Here is a 21,377-nt window from a genome sequence, read left to right as displayed (position 1 = left end):
CGTTTAATTCTGCAAAGGATTGCAGGGGCAGCTTAAGATTTCATGACCGGTCATGCCACTCTTGAGTAGCGCTGTGGCCCATTCTCACGCCGGGCGTAACGGTCGAAGGTACAGGCCACTGGACGAACGAGCATTTTCAACGGATTGTCGAAGGTGACGACACGTTTGTCGACCGAAACAAGTCCGGCCTCGACATACTCGCCCAAGGCTTCGATTTCCTCATCGAGATGGCCAAAGGGATAACCATGGCGGGTGAGTATTTCGCCCACATCGGCGCGGAAAAAGCACATCAGCTGGCTTATGATTTCACCGCGAACGCGATCGTCACCGTGGTAGGTCCAGCCGCGGACGGTCGGCAGCACGCCAGTGGTCACCGAACTCTGGTAGCTGGTGGCCTGGGCAATGTTTTGCGCCAGACCCTGGTCTAGATTACTGATGGAGGACGCGCCCAGCCCAATGAGACGATCGTTGGGCAGATCCGTATAACCCATGAAATTGCGCCGCAGCGTGCCGTCGCGAACCGCCCGGGCCAGACCATCGTCTGCACGTGCGAAGTGGTCGATGCCGACGCCGGCATACCCCATGGCCTGCAACTGGGTGTCAATCTGGAGGTATTGCAGCGCCTTCTCACCCGTGTCGGGCAGGGTCGTCGCGTCGATCAGGCGCTGGTGCTTCTTCACCCACGGGACATGGGCATAGGAAAAGGCACTGATCCGGTTAGGGGCCAGTTTCGCCACGTCCTCCAGGGTGTGTTCAAGACTGTTAGCCGTCTGGTGCGGCAAGCCATAGATCAGGTCGATGCCGATTTCGGAGATATCGTGGGCGCGCAGCAGATCGCAAGTCTTTTTGACTTGGTCCATCGGCTGAATCCGGTTGATCGCCGCCTGAACCTGAGCCTGCGTGTCCTGCACGCCCAGACTGACGCGGTTGAAGCCCAAAAGCGCATAGGCCAGGACCTTCTCCCGAGTGACGCGGCGCGGGTCCAGTTCGATCGATATCTCCGCGTTATCACGGATATCAAAGGTTTCGAATAAGGCCGTCATCAGCCGTGTGAGACTTTCCGGTGTCAGCATGCCGGGCGAGCCACCGCCGAAATGCAGGGCGTGAACGCGCGGCCGGAACCCAAGGACACCGGCCAGGAGACGGATTTCGGTCAGCAGGTTGTCGACATAGGCCTCGACCGGATCATAACGCCGGGTGATCTGGGTATTGCAACCGCAGAACCAGCACATCTGTTCGCAAAACGGCACATGAACGTACAGGCCGACGCTTTGATCCGGTGTGAGAGACTGCAGCCAGCCGGAATAGGTCGCGGGGGAGACGCGCTCGAAATGATGAGCGGAAGGATAGCTCGTGTAACGTGGCGCCTCCTTGCTCAGCCATTGCAGATGGTCATGGTCCTGCCAGGATCGTTCGGTAGATGGCATCTCAGCTGTCCTTTCCGGGTTCGGACGGAATCACGATAGGCAGCCAGATAAACGCGTGATTGAGGCTGGCCACCCCTGCTCCTGCCATACGCAATCCATCGTGCTCCGCCTTGTCTTAGATCAAAACCACGATATTTCCGTCACTCCCGTGGCATCGCACATGCTGCAACGGCCGCGGCCAACTACCCAACAAGGCAGCAGAACGACACCCGATTCCGATCACTAGCGGCGGGTTCAGACCTGAACCAAATTGATCCAGATCAAATGTCTGTAAAAATGTCGCCAAAAGATGCATAAAAACATCAAAAATCGAAAGCATCTCGACCAATCATACGTACTTTTACTTATTTTTTACACCCATGTACTCGCAATGACTGCGTCAACCTGACGCGCGACATGTTGTACAGGTGAAACCCGAACCACGCGAGTCTATCAGCGGGGCCGTTAACGGCTGCAAAGGAGAAAGCCATGATGGATGCCAAAAAAACCACAATGTTTATAGGGATTATGGCTCTGGCGGGAGTCTGTGGTGCCGCCACAGCACAGGACGCGGGACTGAAAGGGACCTGGCAGGTGACGGCACGGGCGACAACGGTGGCACCGGACGCATCGGGCGCGATCGTCACGGCAGCCGGCGCGGACAGCGGACTGGACGTTGCGGTCAGCGACAGCACCGTCCCTACCCTCGGCTTTACCTACTTCGTCACAGATCATGTGGCCGTCGAAGCTATTCTCGGGACGTCGAAGCACACCATCAAGGCGGTCGGTACCGGCACGAATGTCGAAGTCCATGAAACCTGGGTGCTGCCGCCGGTGATCACCGCGCAGTACCATTTTAACACCGGTGGAAAGGTGAGCCCCTATCTCGGCGCGGGCATCAACTATATGAGTTGGTACGGCGGCAAGGACCTGAACGGCTTCAAGGTTCGCCTCAAGAGCAGCCTTGGCACGGCGGTTCAGGCCGGCGCCAACGTCAAGCTAAAGGACAATCTGGTGCTGAATATCGACTACAAGAAGGTATTCTACAGCACGGACGCCAAGATCAATAGTGGCGCACTGTCCTCCGATGTCACGCTGGATCCCTCGGTCGTCTCGATCGGCCTGGGCTACCGCTTCTAGAGCGCAATCCGATAAAGTGTGCAGCACTTTTCGGATAAATTGCGCGACAAAACAAAAACTTAGAGCGGGGTTTTGATTCCATCAAAACTCATCCCGCTTCTAAAAAACTGGAAATGTGTGGACGGCGCCGCGCCAGCGCGCGGCGCCGTTTGCAGGCCCTCCTGCCGGAGCGAAAAAATCGCTTCTGGCAGGAGGTTTTTCTTTTTCCGTCAACCGGCCTGACAGGAGAAGCTGTCAGCTTTTTCGACATCACCGCCACGATAGTGGGCGGTTTGCGGATAGGCGCACAACGGGCGCTGGCGGCCCGGCCAAGGCGTTCCGGGGCCGGCGGTGGCGACGACCGAATCCGGCGCCTTGCCGTTCTCGACCCAGGCCACCAAAGCGGTGAACATGTCGTACTGATCAGTGGCGGGGCCGCCGCCACAGTGGCACATGCCGGGGATGGCAAACACCCGCACGAAGTCACCCGCCCGGCCGCCATTGCGATCGTCGACTTCGTCGAACCAGTCCAGTGTGTCTTTCAGGGAAAAGACGGGATCGGAATCGCCATGCGGCACGATCAGCCGGCCGCCGCGGGCACGGAAGGCCGACAGGTCGGTCGACCGCGAGGCGATGCTGGCCCAGGCGGAGTGCTGGAAGGGAGGACTGGCGGTATAGATCCTGCCGGCATCGCGATCAAAATCGAACGCCAGCATATAGTCGAGGCGGCTTTGCGGGTCGCCCAGCGCCGTCGGCGGTGTCGTGAAAACCGAGGCCAGGGAAGCACCGCCCAAAAGGACGTTGAGTGCAGGAATACGGCCGTCTTCGGAGCCGATCTTCCACATCCGCCAGGCGTCGCTGGCGACACCCGACGGCCAGAACCAGCCAGCGTAAAGCTGCCGGCCGTTGCTGTTGCTAGCACCTCCCATGACGCGCCGAAGCACGGAGATCTGCGCCCCGGCAAGGCAGGTGGCGGTCTTGGCGCCCGCACATTGAACGGCGCTCAGTTGTGAGACCACATCTTCGTCGCGACAGGCCAGGACATTCAGCACCATGCCGTCGGCAATGCCGTCGCCTTCGTCACAGGCCTTGACGATGGCAGCATGTACCAGTTTGAAATCGGCATTCGAAAACGCCTTGGGCAGATCCTGCAGGTTGACGTGGCCAGCCTCGTCGGCGACGAGGGAGGCGAAGGCGTCAACGTCCCAGGCTTCGGCGACCGCAGCGCGGGGCAACGAGAAACCGGGTGCCGAGGCGACGATACCGTCGAACATTTCGGGGTAGTACTGGGCGAAGGTCATGCCCTCCTGTCCGCCCTTGGAACAGCCGACAAAATAGCTATAGCGCGGACCTTTGCCGTAGAAGGTCTTGATCAGCGCCTTGGCGGCGTCGGCCGAGGCCTTGAGCGAGGTATGGCCGTAATCGTTCCGGGCCTGGGGATCGAAGCCGAACGCCAGTTCGCCGTTGCGCGCCGGGTCGGAATTGGTCGCATTGTCGTGGCCGGAATCCTGGCTGATTACAGCAAAGCCCCGTTCGATGGCCGTGGGCCCCGAGGTCGCCAGAGGCCCGAGCGCATCGCCGACGACACCGTTGCTGCCGCCGCCGCCCTGAAACACCATGCGATTGTTCCACTTTATCGGCAGGCGCATATGAAAGCGAATAGCATAGGTCTGTCCGAACTGACCGGTGCGTTCGTGCATGATCCCAAAGACGTCACAATGCGCCGGCAGGTTCATGCGCACCTCGCCGGCAAAGCTGCTTATCGTGAAGGGCGCGCCTTCGGTCTTATGGGTCGCAGACACGATGCGTGCCTGGTCGCCATTGAAGCTCAGAGTCTCCCCGGCCAGGGCGCCGCATCGGGCTTCCAGGTCCGGGCTCTTCGCCAAAGCGGCCGGCGCGGCCAGAAGTGTCGTGATGGCAAAGATACTGACGACCCACGTTTTCATGGCCTGAAGCCTCCTCTTTTTTTGATATGTTGCATACCTATTCGCGACTGTCACGAGCATTCCCGGTGCTAGCCAGCTTACAGGTCACAAATGAGATCGCTCCCACCCATCACGACGCGCTGTAAGAAGGGTTTTCAAGTTCGTCGCGATTGTCGACCTGTCGACGTCAGTGATCGGCGGGCGAACCAGATTCACCTTCCCGAACATGGAAAGTCGCTGTCGCGCCGCTCCCTGGATAATCGGATTACGCCTACGCAATGGGACGTCACCCTGGGGCGAGGCGATTTTCGCGGGCATTGGCGGTAGAAGATACGCGTTCGTGCGCCACGAGCCCCTCTATCCGGCACGGTAAAAGCGGATGCGCACGGCAGGACCGGCGGCAGAATCCGCGGGTTCAAGCGTGCCAATGAAACTGCCTTGTCCAAGCCATTGATATTTTCCCAAGGGTGCCTCGAAGACCGGCGACGTAAAGATTGGCACGGTCGACGCGCCATCTGAAGGTCTGCATGCGACGCCCTGGTTGATCACATTGATAACGACGCCATCGTCCGTTTTCAGCATGTAGTCGGCCTATATAGAGAGGCAGCCATCCGCGCGCGCCAACTGCCAGTCCCATCCTCCCGGGATAATGGTGCCCTTGATACCAGTACCGTCGCCTGGCCCCTCGAAGCTTCCGCCTGTGATGGGTATCATGTTGCGTCCGCCCAGGGGTGTGTTGCCGGGTGTCACAGGCTCCCCCAATGTGACAACTTCCTCAAAGACGAGTGAGAGAACGGGTGCGGGTGGCGTTTCGGCACGCGAATGTGGTGCCGTTGTCAGGCATGTCGCGCAAAGAACCGTCAGTGCGATGCGTGTTAGAGGGACCATAGGAACTCCTTATATGTGGTTCGGGATGCGCAAACCAAAGCTCGATCAAGCGCGACGGAAGACCATCTCCATGGCGTTCAGGGCCGAATTGGGCCTATCGGGAGAAAGTCGTATATGACCCGCGTACACCCCATGCCCAGAGTGGCAGCATGGGCTTCAAATGAGGATTGCGACGACGCGAGCGTATAGGCCATGAGCGCGGCGAACAGAGACACCGACAAGCCGGTGAAGACGGCGTGGTTTGACGTGCGAACCTTGTGCATTATTTTACCCTTCGGAATACGAATTCGCGTGAAGGGCGGTCTGCGACGTTAAAGGTCTGTCGCAGACCGCCTTGGGCACTAGAAGTCGCGGCTGATTTGCACGCCGACAGTTCGGAAGGAGTTGTAGCCGAAGTTCTGGGTGTAGGACGTGACCCCTGCAAACGCGTCGGCGTTGTCGACGGCGATCACGACCGGCATGCGGACATCCGTGCAGTTCTTGCAGAAAATCGCAAGGCGCCAGCCTTTGGCCGTATCAATGCCAGCGTTCAGGCCCACGATATCCACCGCGCCATAATAGGTTCCTGGCGCCTGGAAGATGGAATAATAGACCGCGTCCCGGTGGTAGAGCGACGCCCCTACAAAGGCGTCAATACCATCGCGCAGAGCAAAGGTGTAGCTGGCCTCGGTCGTACTGGCGAATTTCGGCGATCCGGGCAGGGTCAGACCCTTGGCGTTGAAGGTAAGGCAGCCCTGCGTCGGATAACACTGCGCTCCTGGGAAGTCCTCGAACTTGGCGTCCAGGAAAGAGAGATTTGCGCTCAGGGTCAGCCCTTCGATCGGCTTACCGATCAGGGTTACCTCGGCGCCCTGGCTTTTGACGACCGCCGCGTTCTGCGTGATGAACGAGGATGTGGTCAGGTCAAGCGACTGAACCTGGTAGTCCGAAAACTTTTGCGAGAAGACCGAGGCGTTGAAGGTCAGCTTGCGGTTAAACCAGGTCGACTTAACGCCGGCCTCAACCGTGTCGTTGATTTCCGGACGAACCACCAACGACCCGGTCGGGGAAACGGCATTGTCGTTGAAACCAGGGCCTTTGTAGCCCTGACCGACCGTTAGATAGGTCATGGCCTGGCGGTTGAAATTGTATTGCGCCCCCACCTTCCAGCTCAGATTGTCAACGGAGTAGCTTTGCGATCCGGCGTAAGGGATGCCCAGGGTAACGAAATACTTGTGCTGGTTTTGCACGAGATCGATGGCAATCTTGTCATTGGTAAAGCGGGCGCCGGCGATAAGCTGCAGCTTCTCTGTCGCCTTGTACGTAAACTGACCGAACACAGCCAAGGCGTCGGCGACCTGGTCCACCTTGTGGTCGTTGCCGAGGAAGGCTTCGTTCGAAACGGAACAGGTCGGCGGGAAAGCGCCCGGGACGGCGGTCGCGCCGACGCAAAACGGGAATCCGCTGTAAACGAAGGGCGGCAGGTAGTTGTTGCCGGCAATCTGCGCGTCGGTGGCCAAGTCGCTGTGGAACAGGTAGATACCCGCCTGCCCGCTCAGGCGATCGCCGCTCGGCAGCGCCACGCGCAGTTCATTCGAATACTGCCCGTACGACGTCGTGTTGTGATTTACGTTCGCGCCATTGAGACCCGTGTAGTCCGTGTCCAACTGCTGGTTTCGCTTCAATCCTTTGAAGGCGATAATGTCGGAGATCTCCAAGCCATTCTCTAGCACGTAGCTAAGCTTAAGCTGCGCGCCCGTCCGGCGTACATTGCGGTAGTAGGGTGCATCCCCTCCGATTTCAATGTTTTCCGGGCCGGCCGTGATGCCATCGCCTGCGAGGGCCCCGGTCTGCGTAGTCCCCGCGCCAAGCTCGCGGAAGGTGGTGTCGAAAAAGCCGCCGACGCCACGGTCCTCGCTGTAATCGACGATGGCGTTCAACGAGAACTTGTCGCTGGCCTGCCACAGGTATCTGCCCCGCAAGGCGGCGCGACGTGCGCCCAACTGCGCGGTGCCGGCATGGCTACCTTGATAGTCCATGATCGGATCTTGATCGCTGTAGAGTCCGCTGATCCGCAAGGCCGACGTGCCGGTCAAGGGAATATTCAGGCTGCCACGCGTGATGACGCCTGTGCTGCGATCCGCAGCCGTGGGCCGATAGTCGCCTTCGACCTCGATCGTGCCGCCGAAGACGCCGATTTTCGGCCGATTCGTCGTGACGTTCAGAAGACCCGCCGAAGCGTTCTTGCCGAACAGGAGCCCCTGCGGCCCGTTGAGCACTTCAACCTGCGCAATGTCGTAAAAATCGACCGCAAGGCCGGCATTGGTAAGGTTTACCTCGTCGACGGCAAGTGCGACGCTCGACTCCAGGCTCTGAGAGAACGAAAGCGTACCCACGCCGCGGACCGAGAAGTTGCCGTCACCGCCGGCGGCCAAACTGGGGGCTGCCAGTTGCAACTGCGTCAGGTTGCTCAATGCCTTATCGCGCAGTGAGTTCCCGCTGACGGGCGTTACGCTGACAGGCACAGTTTGCAACCGTTCCGGACGGCGCTGGGCCGTCACGATGATCTCCGTTGCATCGATTTCTGGCTCCGGGGCCGGAGCCGGTGCGTCCTGAGCGAAGGCGGAGGTCGAGATTGCGAGCGCCGACGTGAACAACGCTAACCTGGAAATTCGAGATATCATGCCATGTTTTCCCTGAGATGGCCCCTCCCCTCTTGTGATCGGGAGTGGGTGTCTGGAATCATCATAACGTGGCTATATCGATCCACAAAATTGATATATTTTATATCTTTCCATCAAGAGCCGTTATACGTTGCCGGATGCCCTCGAAAGAGGCCCGAGTAAAAACGTTAACTTTTTTTGATACTTTTCAATGCATTAAGGACGCAAAACGACTCACCAAATTGAGGGACTGTCATCCAATCGCATTCCTCCGGGCAATCCTTGCAAAGTGAAGAGCGCTACCTTTAACCGTTCGAACCTGAGTCGCCCGATCGACGGCTACGAGGCCAAAATGCTTCGCGTATCCGAACGTCCACTCGAAATTGTCCAGTAGCGACCAGTGGATATAGCCCTTGACCGGAATCCCGTCTCGCAGGCAGTTCCTGACACCCGCGAGGGCAATGTCTATGTAGGCAATGCGGCGGCTGTCGTCGTCCGTGGCCACGCCATTTTCGGTAACATAGATGGGCTTGCCGGTGGCTGCATAGGCATAACGGATCGTCTGTTCCAGAGCCTGAGGATAGAACTCCTCGCCCATTTGCGTCAATTCCGCACCTTCCGGAACCGGCATGATGCCATTGGCATCCAAGCGCGTGCGGCCATAGGTCTGGACGCCCAAAAAGTCTCCGTGCTGTTTGGCGGCTTCCAGCCAGGATGTATAGAGCGCCGCGCGTTTGCGGTCACGCTGGACGGAATCGCCGACGGCCTGATCGTCGGAAATCGCCAAGGTAACACCGACTGGCAGATTGGGCGCGCCGGCCTTGATCGCCGCAAAGGCCAGTCCATGGGCTTTTAGCATTTGCGCTTCGATGCGCTCCGGTTCAGCAAGGGGTATTGAAGAGAATACCGGCACATTAGCGGCTTTGGCGGCTGCCTCCAGCCCTTGTCGCATGCCGTCCGTCACGAAGGGCGGCAAGCCGATCCAGCGCAGGAGCGCATTGATATTGGGTTCGTTAAAGGTCGCAGCGGCGGCAGCCAGGTCGCCGACAGCTCTGACGGCGCGGGCACAATAGCGCTCAAATAGCACGGGCGCGTCGGGGTTTTCCCAGCCACCCAGTTTGGCGAACCACAAGGGCGCGGTAAAATGGTTAAAGGTCACCATCGGCCGGACACCATGCTCGCGGCAGGTCGCTGCGACCTTCCGGTAGTGGTTGAGTTGCACCTCGGAGAACTCACCTTTTGCCGGCTCAATGCGGGACCATTCAAGTGAAAAGCGGAACGTGTTCAATCCGAGTTTGGCCAGCAGGGCGATGTCCTGTTCAAACCGGTTGTAGAAGTCGCAGGCATCTCCGGAAGACTCGGCGTACGGAGAACGCTCAAGGTGTTCAACGAACCAACTGTCCGAGTTTGTGTTGTTGCCCTCGACCTGATGGCCGGCCGTCGCCGCACCCCACCAGAAATCCTTGGGAAACTTGAACGTACTGGTTCGGCCCATGGAATGCGCCTGGCTCGATACGGCCGCAAGGCCGACGGACGCTGTGACCAGCATTTTCCGGCGCGATACAGATGTCATTGTGGATATCCTCAGGTGAAGCAGGGCTAAAACGATTCATAGTGCAGACTATCTGCCGGCCACCCCAGTTCATCAGCCGTGCGCAGCACCGCCTGCATGAACGGCCTCGGCCCACAGGTATAAAGGTGAGATCGCGGAGCGAAACCCGCCAGGATAGTTGCCGGTTTCAGACGTCCAGTGGGGCCGTCTTCGCTGAAGTGGAAGACAACCTTGTCGCAAAAGCTGGACTGATGGATGAGATTTATAAACGCCGTGTCACGCCGCGACCGGGTGCAGTAGTGAAGTACGAATGTTTGCTCGGACGCGTGCAGTTGCGCTGCCATGCTCAGCAGAGGGGTGATCCCGATCCCGGCCGCAACAAGCACATAGCGCCTGGCGCGCGCCTCAAGGGGAAAGGCGTTGCGAGGTCCACTGATTGTCAGCCGATCGCCACGGGCCAAGCCATGGACAGCCCGAGATCCCCCATTGGAGTCTGGCGTCAGACCTACGCCCAGAAGGTAATGATCTGTTGCCAGCGGGCTGCTCGCAATGGAGTAACTGCGCTTTAAGTTGTCCGGTAGAAAGACATCGATATGGGCGCCGGCGGTAAACTTCGGGAGTTTCTCGCCGCGAAGTGGTTCAATGCGCAGCGCGCGGATCGTTGGTGTTTCCTGGTAGATATGCGAGACGACAACGGAATGGACAGCATCAGGCTTGGGCCGCGAAGGGCTCGATTTCGCAGGTCGCGGCGAAGCGACGACGGTTGCCGTGTCGACCAGAAGCAGGCGCCCAAGATCATCGACTTCGGTCGGGAGCAATTCCAGACGGTCTCCAAGACAGGGGCCGGCAAAGCAAACCCCGGTCACCCGGTCAAAGCGGGCGGCATGAGCGAAGCACATGATTGTACTTCCGTCGGGTGTCAGAAACTGATCCTTGCGCCATCCCAGCGGCGTTCCCTCATGCGGGCAAATGTTCCGGAATACGCGCACACCCGCGTCGTCGCGAATGGCAAAAACCGTATCGACCCCTGCCCTCAATGGATCGAACCCGCGGGTCGTTCCCACGGGCAGATCTTCCAGATGGCAAAGGACGCTCGGCACCTTAGACATGGGTCGCTTTGGCTCCCCCCGGCGGCGGGCCACCCGGCACGAACTTTTCGGCCTGACTGAAGAGGAACAGTTGCGCATTGTCAGCGGTCATTGGCGCGTGGCGCGCCACCCAGTTGTCGTCATGCTGGTCCATCTCGGCATCGAATTCGACTTTGCAGCCGAAGGGGCTGTTGAAATACCAAAACCAGTTCGAGCCGAATATGTGCCGTCCGGGTCCCCAGAAGGACTGATATCCCTTGTTGGCGAAATGCGTGCCGGCCAACATGACATGCGTGCCGGACTGGAAATGGAAGGTGAAGTGTTCGACCCCGTTGAGGAAGGGCGGGGTTTGTATGAAAAAGACCTGATGGTGATCCGCCGATCCGGCGGCACGCATGAAGGGGCCGACCCCGGTAAAGGTGTCGGTGGTAATAAAGCCGAGACGTTCCTGGTAGAACCTTTCCTGGCGGGCGTAGTCGCGCACGAAATAGACCACATGGGACAGGGTCTGTGGAACAACCGCCATCCCCTGGAGGACACCCGCCTGATCCAAAGGTGCGGCCCGGACAGCGGATGCGATCGCCCGACGGCGCGTCACCTTGAAACCGAGCGCAAAGCCCTCCTCATCGCGGAAATGCACAGAGCCATCGGCGCCGCGCCTGACGTCGCGGTCCTTGCCGACCTCGGCAGCTATGGCGTCAAGCGTCGCCAGGTTATCGACGCCATAGACGCTTTCCCGGATGGATGGATGGCCCGTCATCGGTTCGGGCAGCATCGGGTGGTCCGAGCGCCAGATGATGACCGCCGTACCATCTGCCGCCTCGAAGCGCCCCCCCACTTCGCTTAGAACGACGGGGGTCAGGCCATAGTCGACGAGATACTGCGTGCATCCCTTGATGTCCTCGACACCAAAGACCAATTCCTCAAGACCAACGATATTGAACATGAAACTCTTTCTACGTGATGCCGTGCATGGGGGTGGGTTCGAGGGGTTGACCATCGATCACCACCGGGTGCGCGCCCAAAAGAACAAAGACGATGGAACACGGGGCCTCGCTGCGATTGACCCAGGCATGAATGGTTCCGCGCTGCATGGCGACGTCGCCGGCCTTCATTGACACCATCAGACCGTCGTCCAGTTCCATATCGACTTCGCCCGATACAACGATGGCGTAGTCCAGCGACGTGGTGCGGTGAAAGGGAGAGCGGCTATGTGGCAGCATATCGACGATACGCAGTACGGAACCTGACGGACAGACGAGACCGGTAATAAGATCGCGGCCGTCGCGACGATCGGTGTTGTCGCAGGGAAAGCTGTCCGTCGCCCACAACGACGTCAGCACCGCATCCTTGGTCGGCGTGACATAGCCTTCAATCAGCTCATCACGTTCAACGACCGCCCGGCCGCGTGCGTCATGCCCGGTAACAATACGGCGGTGTTTCTTGATCATGGACGAGGACTTTTTTCTGGAGGAGAACAGATTGAAAATCATGCCGGCACCAAAACCTTCTGGTCGATACGACCGAACATCTTTGGGTCCAAGGCGTGCAGGCAGACGCGATCACCGCGGCGCATGAACGGTGTTGAGGGCTTTCCGTCCGCGATCGTTTCGATGGCGCGTCGCTCGGCAATGCAGGCCGACCCGACTTCGGCATATCGGCTTGAGGAGACCGTGCCCGACCCTATGATCGTCCCTGCCGGCAGGTCGCGAGAGCGGGCCGCGTGCGCGATAAGTTCGTGGAAGCCGAAGCCCATTTCGTTGGCAGGGACAGTGCCGAACGGCTTTCCATTGAGATTGACCACCATCGAGGTCAAGATACGGCCATCGCGCCAGGCCTCTCCCAACACATCGGGGGTGACTGCGACGGGTGAAAGCGCACAGGCCGGCTTGGCCTGAATCCAGCCAAAACCTGTTTTCATTTCGACAGGCGCAATAGCGCGCAATGACCAGTCATTGATGACAAGACAGAGTTTGACGTGGCGCAGTGCGTTTTCGGCCTTCGTGCCCATCGGGACGAAGTCCGTCACGATGCCGAACTCGCCTTCGAAATCTATCCCGTCATCGACACTCGGGAGGCAGACGTCTTCAGCCGCCCCCAGGAAGCGATGCGACATGCCCTGATACATCAGCGGCATGGCGGTTTCGATCGGCGGCAGATTGAACGCCTTCTGCATCAGATGGCCATGATTTGCGAAGGCCGAACCATCCAGCCACTGCCAGGCGCGGGGTAACGGCGCCATCGCGGCTTCTTCGTTAAACGCAATACTGTCAGAGACCGCGCCGGCATTCAGCGCATCCGACAGGTGCCGCAGCTTCGGAGCTATATGATCCCAATGATCAAGAGCCTCTTGCAGCGTCGCGGCAATATCGTCGGCGCGGACCGCACGCCTAAGATCCTGCGATACGACGTGAAGCCTGCCGTCCGGACCACCGTTCTTCAAGGTTGCGAGCTTCATGATGTCTTACCGCCCAGGACTTCGGCGAACCAATCCGCGATGTAATCACGGCCAAAGCTCATATTGTCGGCGCCGACATGCTCGACACCGCCTTCGCGGTCTGTAAACACCTTCAACTCGCGTTTGGGACTGTTCACGAGCTGGTCATAGGTTTGATAGGAGTATTCGACACCGATTTGACGGTCTTTGATGCCATGGGTCACCAGGAACGGCACCTTCACCCGGTCGAGTATGCCGTTCAGGTTCATGTCCGCTGCCTTGGCGAAGAAGTCGTCCATGTCGCTGGCACCGAACACCCACATGACGTGCGCCCAATAGTGGGGAACGGGATTTTCGCCCTCGCGGCGCAGACGTTTCTGCTGGACTTCCGCCCAATTATGGTTGGCGCCCCAAACCGCGCCGGCGGCAAACCTCGGTTCGAACGCAACGGCCCGCGGCGCATAGTGGCCACCTAAAGAAATCCCGGTAATGCCGATCCGCCTTGGATCGATATCCGTTCTCGCGGCCAGCCACTCATAGACCGGGGTGGCCCAGTTTTCGCTGTGGGGATCGGCAAACAGGCCGTTGCGTCGGATGGTCTCGCCGGTGCCCGGCTGATCGACACACAGAGTAGAAACGCCACGCCGTGCCAGGGCGCCAGGCAGCCATGACCAGTAGAGCAGCTCTTTGCAGCTATCGAGGCCGTTGACGTAAACGACGCAAGGCGCCGGGCCGTCTACCCCTTGGGCCTGCGTATAGAGCGCCGGGATGAAGGTGCCTTTGTAAGGAATTTCGAAGCGCTGGCAATTTTCCCGGCCAAGTTTCATCCCCTGGTCAAAGGCGGTCAACGCCTTGGTGTATGTGGCCTCTCGTCCCGGATGACCATGGCCCTGCATCCGCTCCGCCGTCAGGAGGTAAAGCGCGCTGCGCTGCCATTTCTTTGAAGCTGAAAAGTGTCGCCCCAAAGCTTCGTCCTCACGCGCCAGTTCCGCCAACTTGTCAGCGACCTTGACCCACTCGGTCATAAATTCGGCCGTACCCGCATCCGTCCCGTTCGCCGCGGCCGCTTTAAGGGGCGCGCACATGTCCATCAACTCGCCGATTTCCGCCCCCGACGCCATGGCGATAGCCAGGGACAGGTTCCAGACGTAATTTTTGTCGAAATACTCAAACAGCATCAGACTACTTTCATGCCAGAAGGGCAACTCAGAGGGGTGCAGCGACGACGTCGTGCATATTGCGGGACTCCAGGGCGTTATCGAGAAGCGGCCCCTTGCCGATCTGGCCGTCGCCGATCGCCTTGGAGCGGTCGACGATATATTTGCACCGACTGAAGCGACGCTTGTGCATCGCCCTGAACGCCTCCTGCGGCGTACGGGCCAGGACCAGTTCATCCGCCAGGACAATTCCGTCCTCGATGGCCATGCCGGCGCCCTGCCCAAGATGCGGCGTGGTGGCATGCGCCGCGTCTCCCAGGACGCAGATGTTGCCAACATGCCAGTCGCCGTCGAGGAACAACCAGTGCAACGGCCGATAGACGACGGAGTCGTTGTCCGTGATTTGCTCACGCAGACGGCCGATGAAGGGGGGCACGTTTTGCAATTTGGCGCGCATGGACGCCGCCAAAGTGTGCTTCTCGTAGAAGGGATTCCCCGGCTCACGGGTCGTGACGTACATGTACATAAGGGTTTCCGACAGGGGACAAAAGCCAATGCCCGTCGGGCCTTCATAGGCCGTCAGATTGGTGATCGAGGGGTCGCGCGGAAAATTGTAACGCCAGACGCCTTGGCCAGTGAATTCCGGCATCGCGGCTTTCGGGAACAGGACCTGACGCACGGCCGAATTAACGCCGTCGGCGCCAACAACCAAGTCATAGCGCCCTTTCGAGCCGTCAGAGAACCAGGCTGTTACGCCCCTGCCGTCGTCCTCCATGCGCGATGCCGTAACGCCAAGCTTGACCCGCGCACCTGACGCCTTCGTTCGGTCGCCAAGCACCTTATGAAGCGCTGGACGGCCGATTCCGACATTGCTGGGATAGCCTTCGACCAGCTTGGGCGTCGGGATATGAGCGACTTGCTGACCCGAGGGGATAAAAATATCGACATAGTCGAAGCCGTAACCCGCATGAATGTAGTCATCGAGAATTCCAAGCTCGTTCATGGCGCGAATGACATTGGCTTGCTGGATGATGCCGACGCCATAGACGGCCCAGTTTGGGTCCTTCTCGACAACCTCGACGTCAAAACCCTTTCGTCGCAGGGCGATGGCTGTGGTCAGCCCCCCGATACCCCCACCAATGATGAGGATGGATGCCGTCTGCATCGCGCACTCCCTGTCTCACGCGCCGAACACGCGGCGGGCCAGTTTTCTGGCCATTTCACAGAGAGATTAAAGCGGCCCCGTAAATTTGTAAAAATGATTGTTTTTATGCCTAATCATCAATTCTATTTATATGGGCGATGGCGGCAATCTGCTGGCGAAGCCATATCAGTCCACCATCCAGACCCGTTGCCCGGTGGTACTGCATCATCTCCCGCATGGCCGGGAAAGCAAAGGGCAACGGAGCGACACTGAGTGGCATATGATCCCTCACCGTGTCTGCCAGGCGTTTGTGCATAATGGCGACCCGGTTGGTGTTGATCAGCAGCCACGGAACGGTCGTAAAGGACGGCGCGGTGATCTCGATATTGCGTTTACGACTAAAGGCTTCCATTCGTCTTTCCGCAAATGAACCTTCCTGGCGGCTACCGATCGATACCGCGACATGGCTAAGTCCAAAGAAGGTTTCGACGTCGATCGCAGCCTGAAAATACGGATTGCCCGACCAACCCGCCAGAACATGATCTTCTTCCAGTACGAGCTCCGAAGGATGGTCCGCCGAGATATATTCTTCGGGTGTGATAACGAGATCGAGGTCGCCATTGTCCAATTGGACCTGCGAGTGTTCACTGGGGAAGCGCAGGTTGAGACGAACACCGGGCGCCGTGGAGGCCAAACGTTCGGCGAGCGGCGTGATGAGCACAGCTGTTATGTAATCAGAGGCTGCAATGCGAAATGTACGATCGGACGTCTTAGGGTCAAAGACCGACGAGGTCGAGATCAGAAGCTGGACATCGGCCAGGATGGCTTTGACCCTGCCCGCCAGACTCTGGGCATAAGCCGTCGCCATCATGCGACGCCCGTTTGAAATCAGAATCTCGTCGTTGAAATATTCACGAAGCCGGTTCAGGGCGGCGCTCATCGCCGGCTGGGTCATGTTGAGGCGGCGGGCGGAATTCGACACACTCCCCTCCTCCAGCAGAACGTCCAGAGCCATGATCAGGTTCAGATCGAGACCTTTAAACCGCATCGCCACCTCCCGTTGTATAGATTTTTCATATGAATATTGATCAATATAATAGATTTTTCTTTTGGCAAGGTCCGTGTTTCATTGTTCCTGGAAATGACCGCAGAAAAAAACATGCGGCGGCCAAAACACAGGCCAAAACAAAGGCCAAAACGCAGGGATGGAAACATGAAAACGCTATGGCTCGCCAGTTCGGCGCTCGCACTTCTCGTATGGCCCGTCTGCGGATCCGCGCAGGAATCACCCCAAACCGAAACTTCATCGGAAACGGGTTTGGGTGAGATCGTTATTACCGCCCAACGCAAAACAGAAAGCCTGCAGAAGGCCGGAATTGCCGTCGACGTCATTACGTCGGCTGTCCTGGTCAAGCATGATGTCTCCAACGCGGCCAATATCAGCAGCGTGGTACCGGCCCTTAATGTCCAGGCCGGCGGTGGCGCCAACACGATCTTCTTTCTGCGCGGCGTGGGTAACTTCACGGTCAACGGCTATTCTGACCCCGCGATCGCGTTCAACTACGACGATGTCTATCTCGGCCGCCCCACCTCGACCTCCGGCATGTTCTATGATTTGGAGCGTCTTGAAGTGCTCAAGGGGCCACAGGGCACGTTGTACGGACGCAACGCCACGGCGGGGGCCATCAATGTCTTGCCGGCGCGACCCAAACTGCATCAGGAATCCGGACAGTTGGTTGCCAGTCTGGGCAATTTCGGCGCGGTAAATATGCAAGGCGCCGTCAATCTCCCGATCGGCAATACCATGGCCCTTCGCGTTGCCGGGAACTACGTAAAACACGATGGATATTTGTCGGATGGACAATCCGACGAAGACACGGCGGCGGCCCGGGTTCAGTGGTTGTACCGGCCATCGTCCGATTTCAGTATCCGTTTAAATGCCGACTATTCCAAAACCGGCGGCGTCGGCCCCGGATCCAGCTACGGCGGCCACTATGCCCTCAATTTCCAGACGGGCAAATACGGCTTCGTGCCGTCCGGCATAGACAACGCCGTCGGTCTGCTCAGCCCCGAGGCGCAGGCCTACCGCCAAACCTTGTTCGCAGGCCTTTCCGGCCGCACGCTGAATCCGTTGGACGACAACGTCTATCAAAAGAATGACTTCAAAGGCATTAGCGCCCATGTCGAGTGGACAACCGGCGCCGGCACCCTGACCATCATACCGGCGGCGCGTGAATCCAATCTCGACAATCGCTTCGCTGTTCCGGGCTTTATCGGACTGATCGATGAAAAGGACAAGCAGACCAGCCTGGAGGCCCGCTTCAACGGGAAGCGCATCGGCAAGCTGGACTATATCCTGGGCGCATACTATTTTAACGAGACGGTTTCCGGCCACTACAACTTCTCTCAACAGGCCTTGAGTGCCTATCAAGACCTGGTGTCGAAAACCGAGTCTTACGCCGTCTTCGCTCGCACGACGCTAAACCTGACGGACAGATTCAGGGCCGTCGGCGGAGTCCGCTATACAAACGACAAAAAGACTTTCGACGGTCAGGCGGATGTATTTCTCGTCCGCTGTCTTGTCAGGAATGGCTTCGGCGTTCCCTCCTGCCCTTTGGTCCCTCTGTTGCCGGTTACCTACGGCTTCAATGAATTGCCAGCGCCCTTCATCATTCCACCGGAAAACCAGGCACGGCCGATCGGCGCAACGGGTGGCCTTTTGATCCGCGCCAGCACACCCGTTCACGCACAGCAGAAGAACGACAAGATCACATATCGCCTGGGTGTCGAATACGACATCGCTCCCAGATCCTTGTTTTATGCGAGTTTCGAAACGGGATATCGTTCCGGCGGCTTCTCTCTGTCCGCCGGGCATGAACAATACCTGCCCGAATTTATCGATGCCTATACAGTTGGTTCCAAAAATCGTCTGTTTGGAAACAAACTGCAGCTCAATCTCGAGGGCTTCATCTGGAAATACCGCGACCAGCAGGTCAACCATACCGGTTTGGATGCCAACGGAAATCAGGGGGTTTTCACGGAGAACCTTGGCCGCTCAACCAACAAAGGTATCGAGATCGATGCCCGGTACCTTCCGGCGACGCATACGCTCCTGTCGGCCAGCGTCCAGTATCTGGACGCGACGTATGAGGATTTCACCTTTACGCAACCCAATGCCGGGCTGCCGCCGGTCGTAGGGTGCCCCTACACTGTGGACCCCGCGAACCCGGCGCAATTCCTTATCGATTGTTCCGGAAAGCAAACCTACCAATCTCCCAAATGGACGCTGAACCTCGGCGCCCAGCAAACGTTTCCGATGGGCGAACACGAAGTCGTCGCCTCGGTCGACACCCAATATAAAAGCGAACGGTTTGTCGGCTTCGAGTATCTCGATTCGGAGATCGTCCCCGCCAACTGGGTCTCCAACCTTCAGATCAGCTACGGCGATAGCGATCGCACCTGGTCGGTAAACGCCTGGGTGCGTAATCTCGAAGACAAACGCATCGTGACGTCGACCCAGTTCTACGCGTCGGTAAACGCGATTCAGAATGTCACCACGCCGCCACGTACCTACGGTTTCCGGTTCAACCGGGAATTCTAGAGCGCAATCCGACAAAGTGTGCAGCACTTTTCGGGTAATTTGCGCGTCAAAACAAAGATCTAGAGCGGGCTTGTGATTCTGCCAAAACGCATCTCGCTCTAGCCTCTGCCCCGGCGCGAACTCCGCGCCGGCCGCCACCGGGCAGCCTTAAATCGGGACGCGATCCAGGCAATCCCACCGATGTCATCCACAAACGATCTGGATTGGATCTCACATGTCAAATCCCAAAACGGGCACGGCGGCGCAAGGCTTGCTGCTTTGCCTGCTTTCAACCTTGTCAGTCGCTGCGACGTTGTTGATTTCGCCAATCTTGCCGATGATCATAGCTGCGTTCCCGGATGACCCGCAGGCTGCGACCAAGGTGATCCTGGCCCTGAGCGTGCCCGCCCTGGTGGTCGCGGTCACCGCGCCGTTCGCCGGCCGGATCGTCGAGACGACCGGCCGAAAGACCGTGTTGATCCTGTCTCTCGTGCTGTATCTGGTTTGCGGGCTCGCACCATTTTTCCTTAATGACCTCAACCACATCATCGCAACACGGGTTGGCGTCGGCCTCGCCGAATCCGGCTTCATGACGGCGTCGACGACCCTGATTGGCGACTATTTCAAAGGCGCCAGGCGTCAGCATTGGCTCGTGGTGCAGACCAGCACGGCATCAGTCGCCGCCGTCGTCATGATGGCCGTTGGCGGCGCCCTGGGCGAGTTCGGCTGGCGCTATCCCTTCGTCGTCTATGCCTTGCCGCTTCTGTTTATTCCGCTCGTCCTCGTGCTCATTCGCGAGCCCAAGGCGGAGGCGCATGAAGTCGGTGGCAAATTCCCCTGGTGGAAGGTGATTCCACTTTATGTCCTGGGCCTGTTCGTCGCGATCCTTTTCTTCGTCGTGCCTATTCAGACACCGTTTGTATTGACCGCGCGCGGCATGGGCTCAGCACAGCTTATCGGCCTGACCAGCGCAGCCGGCGGCATTGCGGTGCCCATCGGCGGGCTGATCTTTCAAAAGCTGTCCCGGCTCAACCTTTTCCAGGTCCTGGCCATTGCCTTCGCGCTCATCATGATGGGGCTGCTCCTATTTGTCGGAAATGGAAGCTACGGCGTCACCTGTGCCGGTATCGTCATTGCCAGCCTCGGGTGTGGAATGACTCTTCCGGCCGTGTTGACCTCAATCATGGCCAAACTGGATTTCGAGCAGCGCGGACGTGGCACGGGGGGTTGGCAAACGGCCTTCTTCCTCGGCAATTTTGCCAGCCCGGTTATCGTGCTGGGCTTGACGGCGAAATTGCAGGGGCTGGAAAATGCGCTTCTGATGTTAAGCGTGGTCAGTGCAGGCGCCCTGGCCTTGAGCGTGATCGCAGCCATCCTTTCGGCCGCGATCAAGCCCAAGGTGCGTGTCTACGTCATGCCGCCTCAGTAACAGCACATGCGCATAGCCATCACCGGAGCCGGTGGGTTCGTCGGCCAAGTTCTGACGCAACAGCTATTGGCGGACGACCGGTACCATCTCGTACTTGTCGATCGGAACCTCCCGCCATCCCTCAGACATACCCGGATAACCCGCGTCGAAGGTGATCTGGTTCAGTCGAGTCTCGTGTCGCATGTCGCAGACCAGGCCGTCGATGTCCTGATCCACCTTGCGACTGTTCCCGGCGGCACGGCCGAGGCTGACCGCGACCTTTCGCGACGCATAAACCTCAACGCCTCTTTGGACCTGTTCGACGCTGTTGCCGCAGCGGGCCCTGCGGCGGATCGCGTTCCACGCATCATTTATGCGTCCACGATCGCAATATTTTCACTCGGCCTTAACGAACGAATTGACGACGATACGCCCCCCGCACCCTTTTTATCCTACGCCGCGCACAAGCTCATGTGCGAAACCTACCTTGCCGACCTGCATCGCCGGGGCGAAGTCGAGGCCATTTCGCTGAGATTGCCCGCTATTCTCGCCCGCCCCAATGGACAGGGTTTGACGTCGGCGTTTATGAGCGAAATTTTTCGTGCGCCCGTTGACAGGCCCTTTGTCTGCCCAACGTCTGAAGACGCACGCATCTGGGCGATGAGCGTCGATCAGGCGTGCATAAACCTGCAGCATGCCATTCACATGCCTGTGGGCCTGCTGCCGAATAGCCGTGCGGTCACCTTGCCGGTTTTGCGCTTTTCCATGGGAGAATTGGCCACCGCGCTGGGCACCAATATTCGCTTCGAACCCGACCCGCTCATTGGGCAAAATTTCACTTCACAACCCATTCTGGACGCGTCGGCAGCCGAAGCTGCGGGCTTCCGTAACGACGGCAACCTGCAATCTCTCATTTTGCGTGTTCAGGCGCGCTTTCCAGCGCTTAATGACGAAGTGCTAAATACGGTCGCAAGGCAGCAGGTCGGAGCAGTTCTGGGTTAGGATAGACGCCGTCGAAACCCAGAGCGCAA

Annotated in this window: 16 protein-coding genes and 1 pseudogene; 5 read left to right on the top strand and 12 right to left on the bottom strand. The window is 58.6% G+C overall.

The window, feature by feature from the left end:
• Nucleotides 1-50: 50 nt before the first annotated feature.
• A complete protein-coding gene (hemN, locus tag ABI_RS21455) occupies nt 51-1,427 on the bottom strand; it encodes an oxygen-independent coproporphyrinogen III oxidase (RefSeq protein ID WP_006275175.1) in 1,377 nt (458 codons plus the stop codon).
• 471 nt (nt 1,428-1,898) lie between these two features.
• Between hemN and ABI_RS21450 the strand changes: the two genes are divergently transcribed.
• On the top strand, nt 1,899-2,546 hold the full coding sequence (locus ABI_RS21450; protein ID WP_006275174.1) for an OmpW/AlkL family protein: 648 nt from the start codon (nt 1,899-1,901) through the stop codon (nt 2,544-2,546).
• Between the two features lie 209 nt (nt 2,547-2,755).
• On the opposite strand, the gene ABI_RS21445 is transcribed toward ABI_RS21450, so the two are convergent.
• The 11 genes and pseudogenes from ABI_RS21445 to ABI_RS21390 all read right to left on the bottom strand — a co-directional run bounded on the left by ABI_RS21445 (nt 2,756) and on the right by ABI_RS21390 (nt 16,406).
• On the bottom strand, nt 2,756-4,471 hold the full coding sequence (locus ABI_RS21445) for a tannase/feruloyl esterase family alpha/beta hydrolase (RefSeq protein ID WP_006275173.1): 1,716 nt from the start codon (nt 4,469-4,471) through the stop codon (nt 2,756-2,758).
• A gap of 336 nt (nt 4,472-4,807) precedes the next feature.
• Nucleotides 4,808-5,338 (bottom strand): annotated as a pseudogene (locus ABI_RS26355) (DUF3237 domain-containing protein).
• 341 nt (nt 5,339-5,679) lie between these two features.
• On the bottom strand, nt 5,680-8,001 hold the full coding sequence (locus tag ABI_RS21430) for a TonB-dependent receptor (protein ID WP_040309825.1): 2,322 nt from the start codon (nt 7,999-8,001) through the stop codon (nt 5,680-5,682).
• Nucleotides 8,002-8,233: 232 nt separating this feature from the next.
• The gene (locus ABI_RS21425; RefSeq protein ID WP_245531418.1) at nt 8,234-9,529 is read right to left on the bottom strand and encodes a glycoside hydrolase family 1 protein; all 1,296 of its coding nucleotides are present in this window, start codon (nt 9,527-9,529) and stop codon (nt 8,234-8,236) included.
• Between the two features lie 50 nt (nt 9,530-9,579).
• Entirely contained in the window at nt 9,580-10,641 is a 1,062-nt protein-coding gene (locus ABI_RS23985) for a Rieske 2Fe-2S domain-containing protein (protein WP_050808384.1), read from the bottom strand.
• Nucleotides 10,634-11,566 carry a VOC family protein gene (locus tag ABI_RS21415; RefSeq protein ID WP_006275167.1) on the bottom strand — a complete coding sequence of 311 codons (933 nt, stop codon included), beginning with the start codon at nt 11,564-11,566 and terminating at the stop codon, nt 10,634-10,636. The genes ABI_RS23985 and ABI_RS21415 overlap by 8 nt, the downstream gene beginning before the upstream one ends.
• 10 nt (nt 11,567-11,576) lie before the next feature.
• Complete coding sequence (locus tag ABI_RS21410; protein ID WP_006275166.1) at nt 11,577-12,113, bottom strand: cupin domain-containing protein; 537 nt, start codon at nt 12,111-12,113, stop codon at nt 11,577-11,579.
• Nucleotides 12,110-13,078, bottom strand: coding sequence for a fumarylacetoacetate hydrolase family protein (locus ABI_RS21405; RefSeq protein ID WP_006275165.1), 969 nt, complete (start codon nt 13,076-13,078; stop codon nt 12,110-12,112). The genes ABI_RS21410 and ABI_RS21405 overlap by 4 nt, the downstream gene beginning before the upstream one ends.
• Complete coding sequence (locus ABI_RS21400) at nt 13,075-14,235, bottom strand: alpha/beta hydrolase family protein (protein ID WP_006275164.1); 1,161 nt, start codon at nt 14,233-14,235, stop codon at nt 13,075-13,077. Before ABI_RS21400 ends, ABI_RS21405 begins: the two co-directional genes overlap by 4 nt.
• A 28-nt stretch (nt 14,236-14,263) precedes the next feature.
• Complete coding sequence (locus ABI_RS21395) at nt 14,264-15,379, bottom strand: FAD-dependent oxidoreductase (protein ID WP_006275163.1); 1,116 nt, start codon at nt 15,377-15,379, stop codon at nt 14,264-14,266.
• A gap of 109 nt (nt 15,380-15,488) precedes the next feature.
• Nucleotides 15,489-16,406 (bottom strand): LysR family transcriptional regulator, encoded by a 918-nt coding sequence (locus ABI_RS21390; protein ID WP_006275162.1) that lies wholly within the window; start codon nt 16,404-16,406, stop codon nt 15,489-15,491.
• Between the two features lie 29 nt (nt 16,407-16,435).
• Here ABI_RS21390 and ABI_RS25800 point away from each other — a divergent pair, with 29 nt between their 5' ends.
• The 4 genes from ABI_RS25800 (at nt 16,436) to ABI_RS21375 (ending at nt 21,348) form a co-directional block, all read left to right on the top strand.
• A complete protein-coding gene (locus tag ABI_RS25800; RefSeq protein WP_169313750.1) occupies nt 16,436-16,684 on the top strand; it encodes a hypothetical protein in 249 nt (82 codons plus the stop codon).
• Nucleotides 16,677-18,959, top strand: a complete 2,283-nt coding sequence (locus ABI_RS21385) for a TonB-dependent receptor (protein WP_006275160.1) — start codon at nt 16,677-16,679, stop codon at nt 18,957-18,959. The genes ABI_RS25800 and ABI_RS21385 overlap by 8 nt, the downstream gene beginning before the upstream one ends.
• A gap of 250 nt (nt 18,960-19,209) precedes the next feature.
• Entirely contained in the window at nt 19,210-20,367 is a 1,158-nt protein-coding gene (locus ABI_RS21380) for an MFS transporter (protein WP_245531417.1), read from the top strand.
• A 6-nt stretch (nt 20,368-20,373) separates the two neighbouring features.
• Entirely contained in the window at nt 20,374-21,348 is a 975-nt protein-coding gene (locus ABI_RS21375) for an NAD-dependent epimerase/dehydratase family protein (protein WP_050808383.1), read from the top strand.
• Nucleotides 21,349-21,377 lie beyond the last annotated feature (29 nt).

The sequence above is a fragment of the Asticcacaulis biprosthecium C19 genome (genome assembly GCF_000204015.1).
GTDB lineage: Bacteria > Pseudomonadota > Alphaproteobacteria > Caulobacterales > Caulobacteraceae > Asticcacaulis > Asticcacaulis biprosthecius.
The sequence above is the reverse complement of the archived record's forward strand: the minus strand, read 5'-3'. Positions and strand labels throughout refer to the sequence as shown.

Excerpts from the sequence above, each read along its gene's own strand:
- ABI_RS23985 (WP_050808384.1), bottom strand. The coding sequence starts at position 10,641 with ATGTCTAAGGTGCCGAGCGTCCTTTGCCATCTGGAAGATCTGCCCGTG.
- ABI_RS21395 (WP_006275163.1), bottom strand. The coding sequence starts at position 15,379 with ATGCAGACGGCATCCATCCTCATCATTGGTGGGGGTATCGGGGGGCTG.
- ABI_RS21405 (WP_006275165.1), bottom strand. The coding sequence starts at position 13,078 with ATGAAGCTCGCAACCTTGAAGAACGGTGGTCCGGACGGCAGGCTTCAC.
- ABI_RS21415 (WP_006275167.1), bottom strand. The coding sequence starts at position 11,566 with ATGTTCAATATCGTTGGTCTTGAGGAATTGGTCTTTGGTGTCGAGGAC.
- ABI_RS21430 (WP_040309825.1), bottom strand. The coding sequence starts at position 8,001 with ATGATATCTCGAATTTCCAGGTTAGCGTTGTTCACGTCGGCGCTCGCA.
- ABI_RS21410 (WP_006275166.1), bottom strand. The coding sequence starts at position 12,113 with ATGATTTTCAATCTGTTCTCCTCCAGAAAAAAGTCCTCGTCCATGATC.
- ABI_RS21445 (WP_006275173.1), bottom strand. The coding sequence starts at position 4,471 with ATGAAAACGTGGGTCGTCAGTATCTTTGCCATCACGACACTTCTGGCC.
- ABI_RS21390 (WP_006275162.1), bottom strand. The coding sequence starts at position 16,406 with ATGCGGTTTAAAGGTCTCGATCTGAACCTGATCATGGCTCTGGACGTT.
- ABI_RS25800 (WP_169313750.1), top strand. The coding sequence starts at position 16,436 with ATGAATATTGATCAATATAATAGATTTTTCTTTTGGCAAGGTCCGTGT.
- ABI_RS21450 (WP_006275174.1), top strand. The coding sequence starts at position 1,899 with ATGGATGCCAAAAAAACCACAATGTTTATAGGGATTATGGCTCTGGCG.
- ABI_RS21425 (WP_245531418.1), bottom strand. The coding sequence starts at position 9,529 with ATGCTGGTCACAGCGTCCGTCGGCCTTGCGGCCGTATCGAGCCAGGCG.
- hemN (WP_006275175.1), bottom strand. The coding sequence starts at position 1,427 with ATGCCATCTACCGAACGATCCTGGCAGGACCATGACCATCTGCAATGG.
- ABI_RS21375 (WP_050808383.1), top strand. The coding sequence starts at position 20,374 with ATGCGCATAGCCATCACCGGAGCCGGTGGGTTCGTCGGCCAAGTTCTG.
- ABI_RS21400 (WP_006275164.1), bottom strand. The coding sequence starts at position 14,235 with ATGCTGTTTGAGTATTTCGACAAAAATTACGTCTGGAACCTGTCCCTG.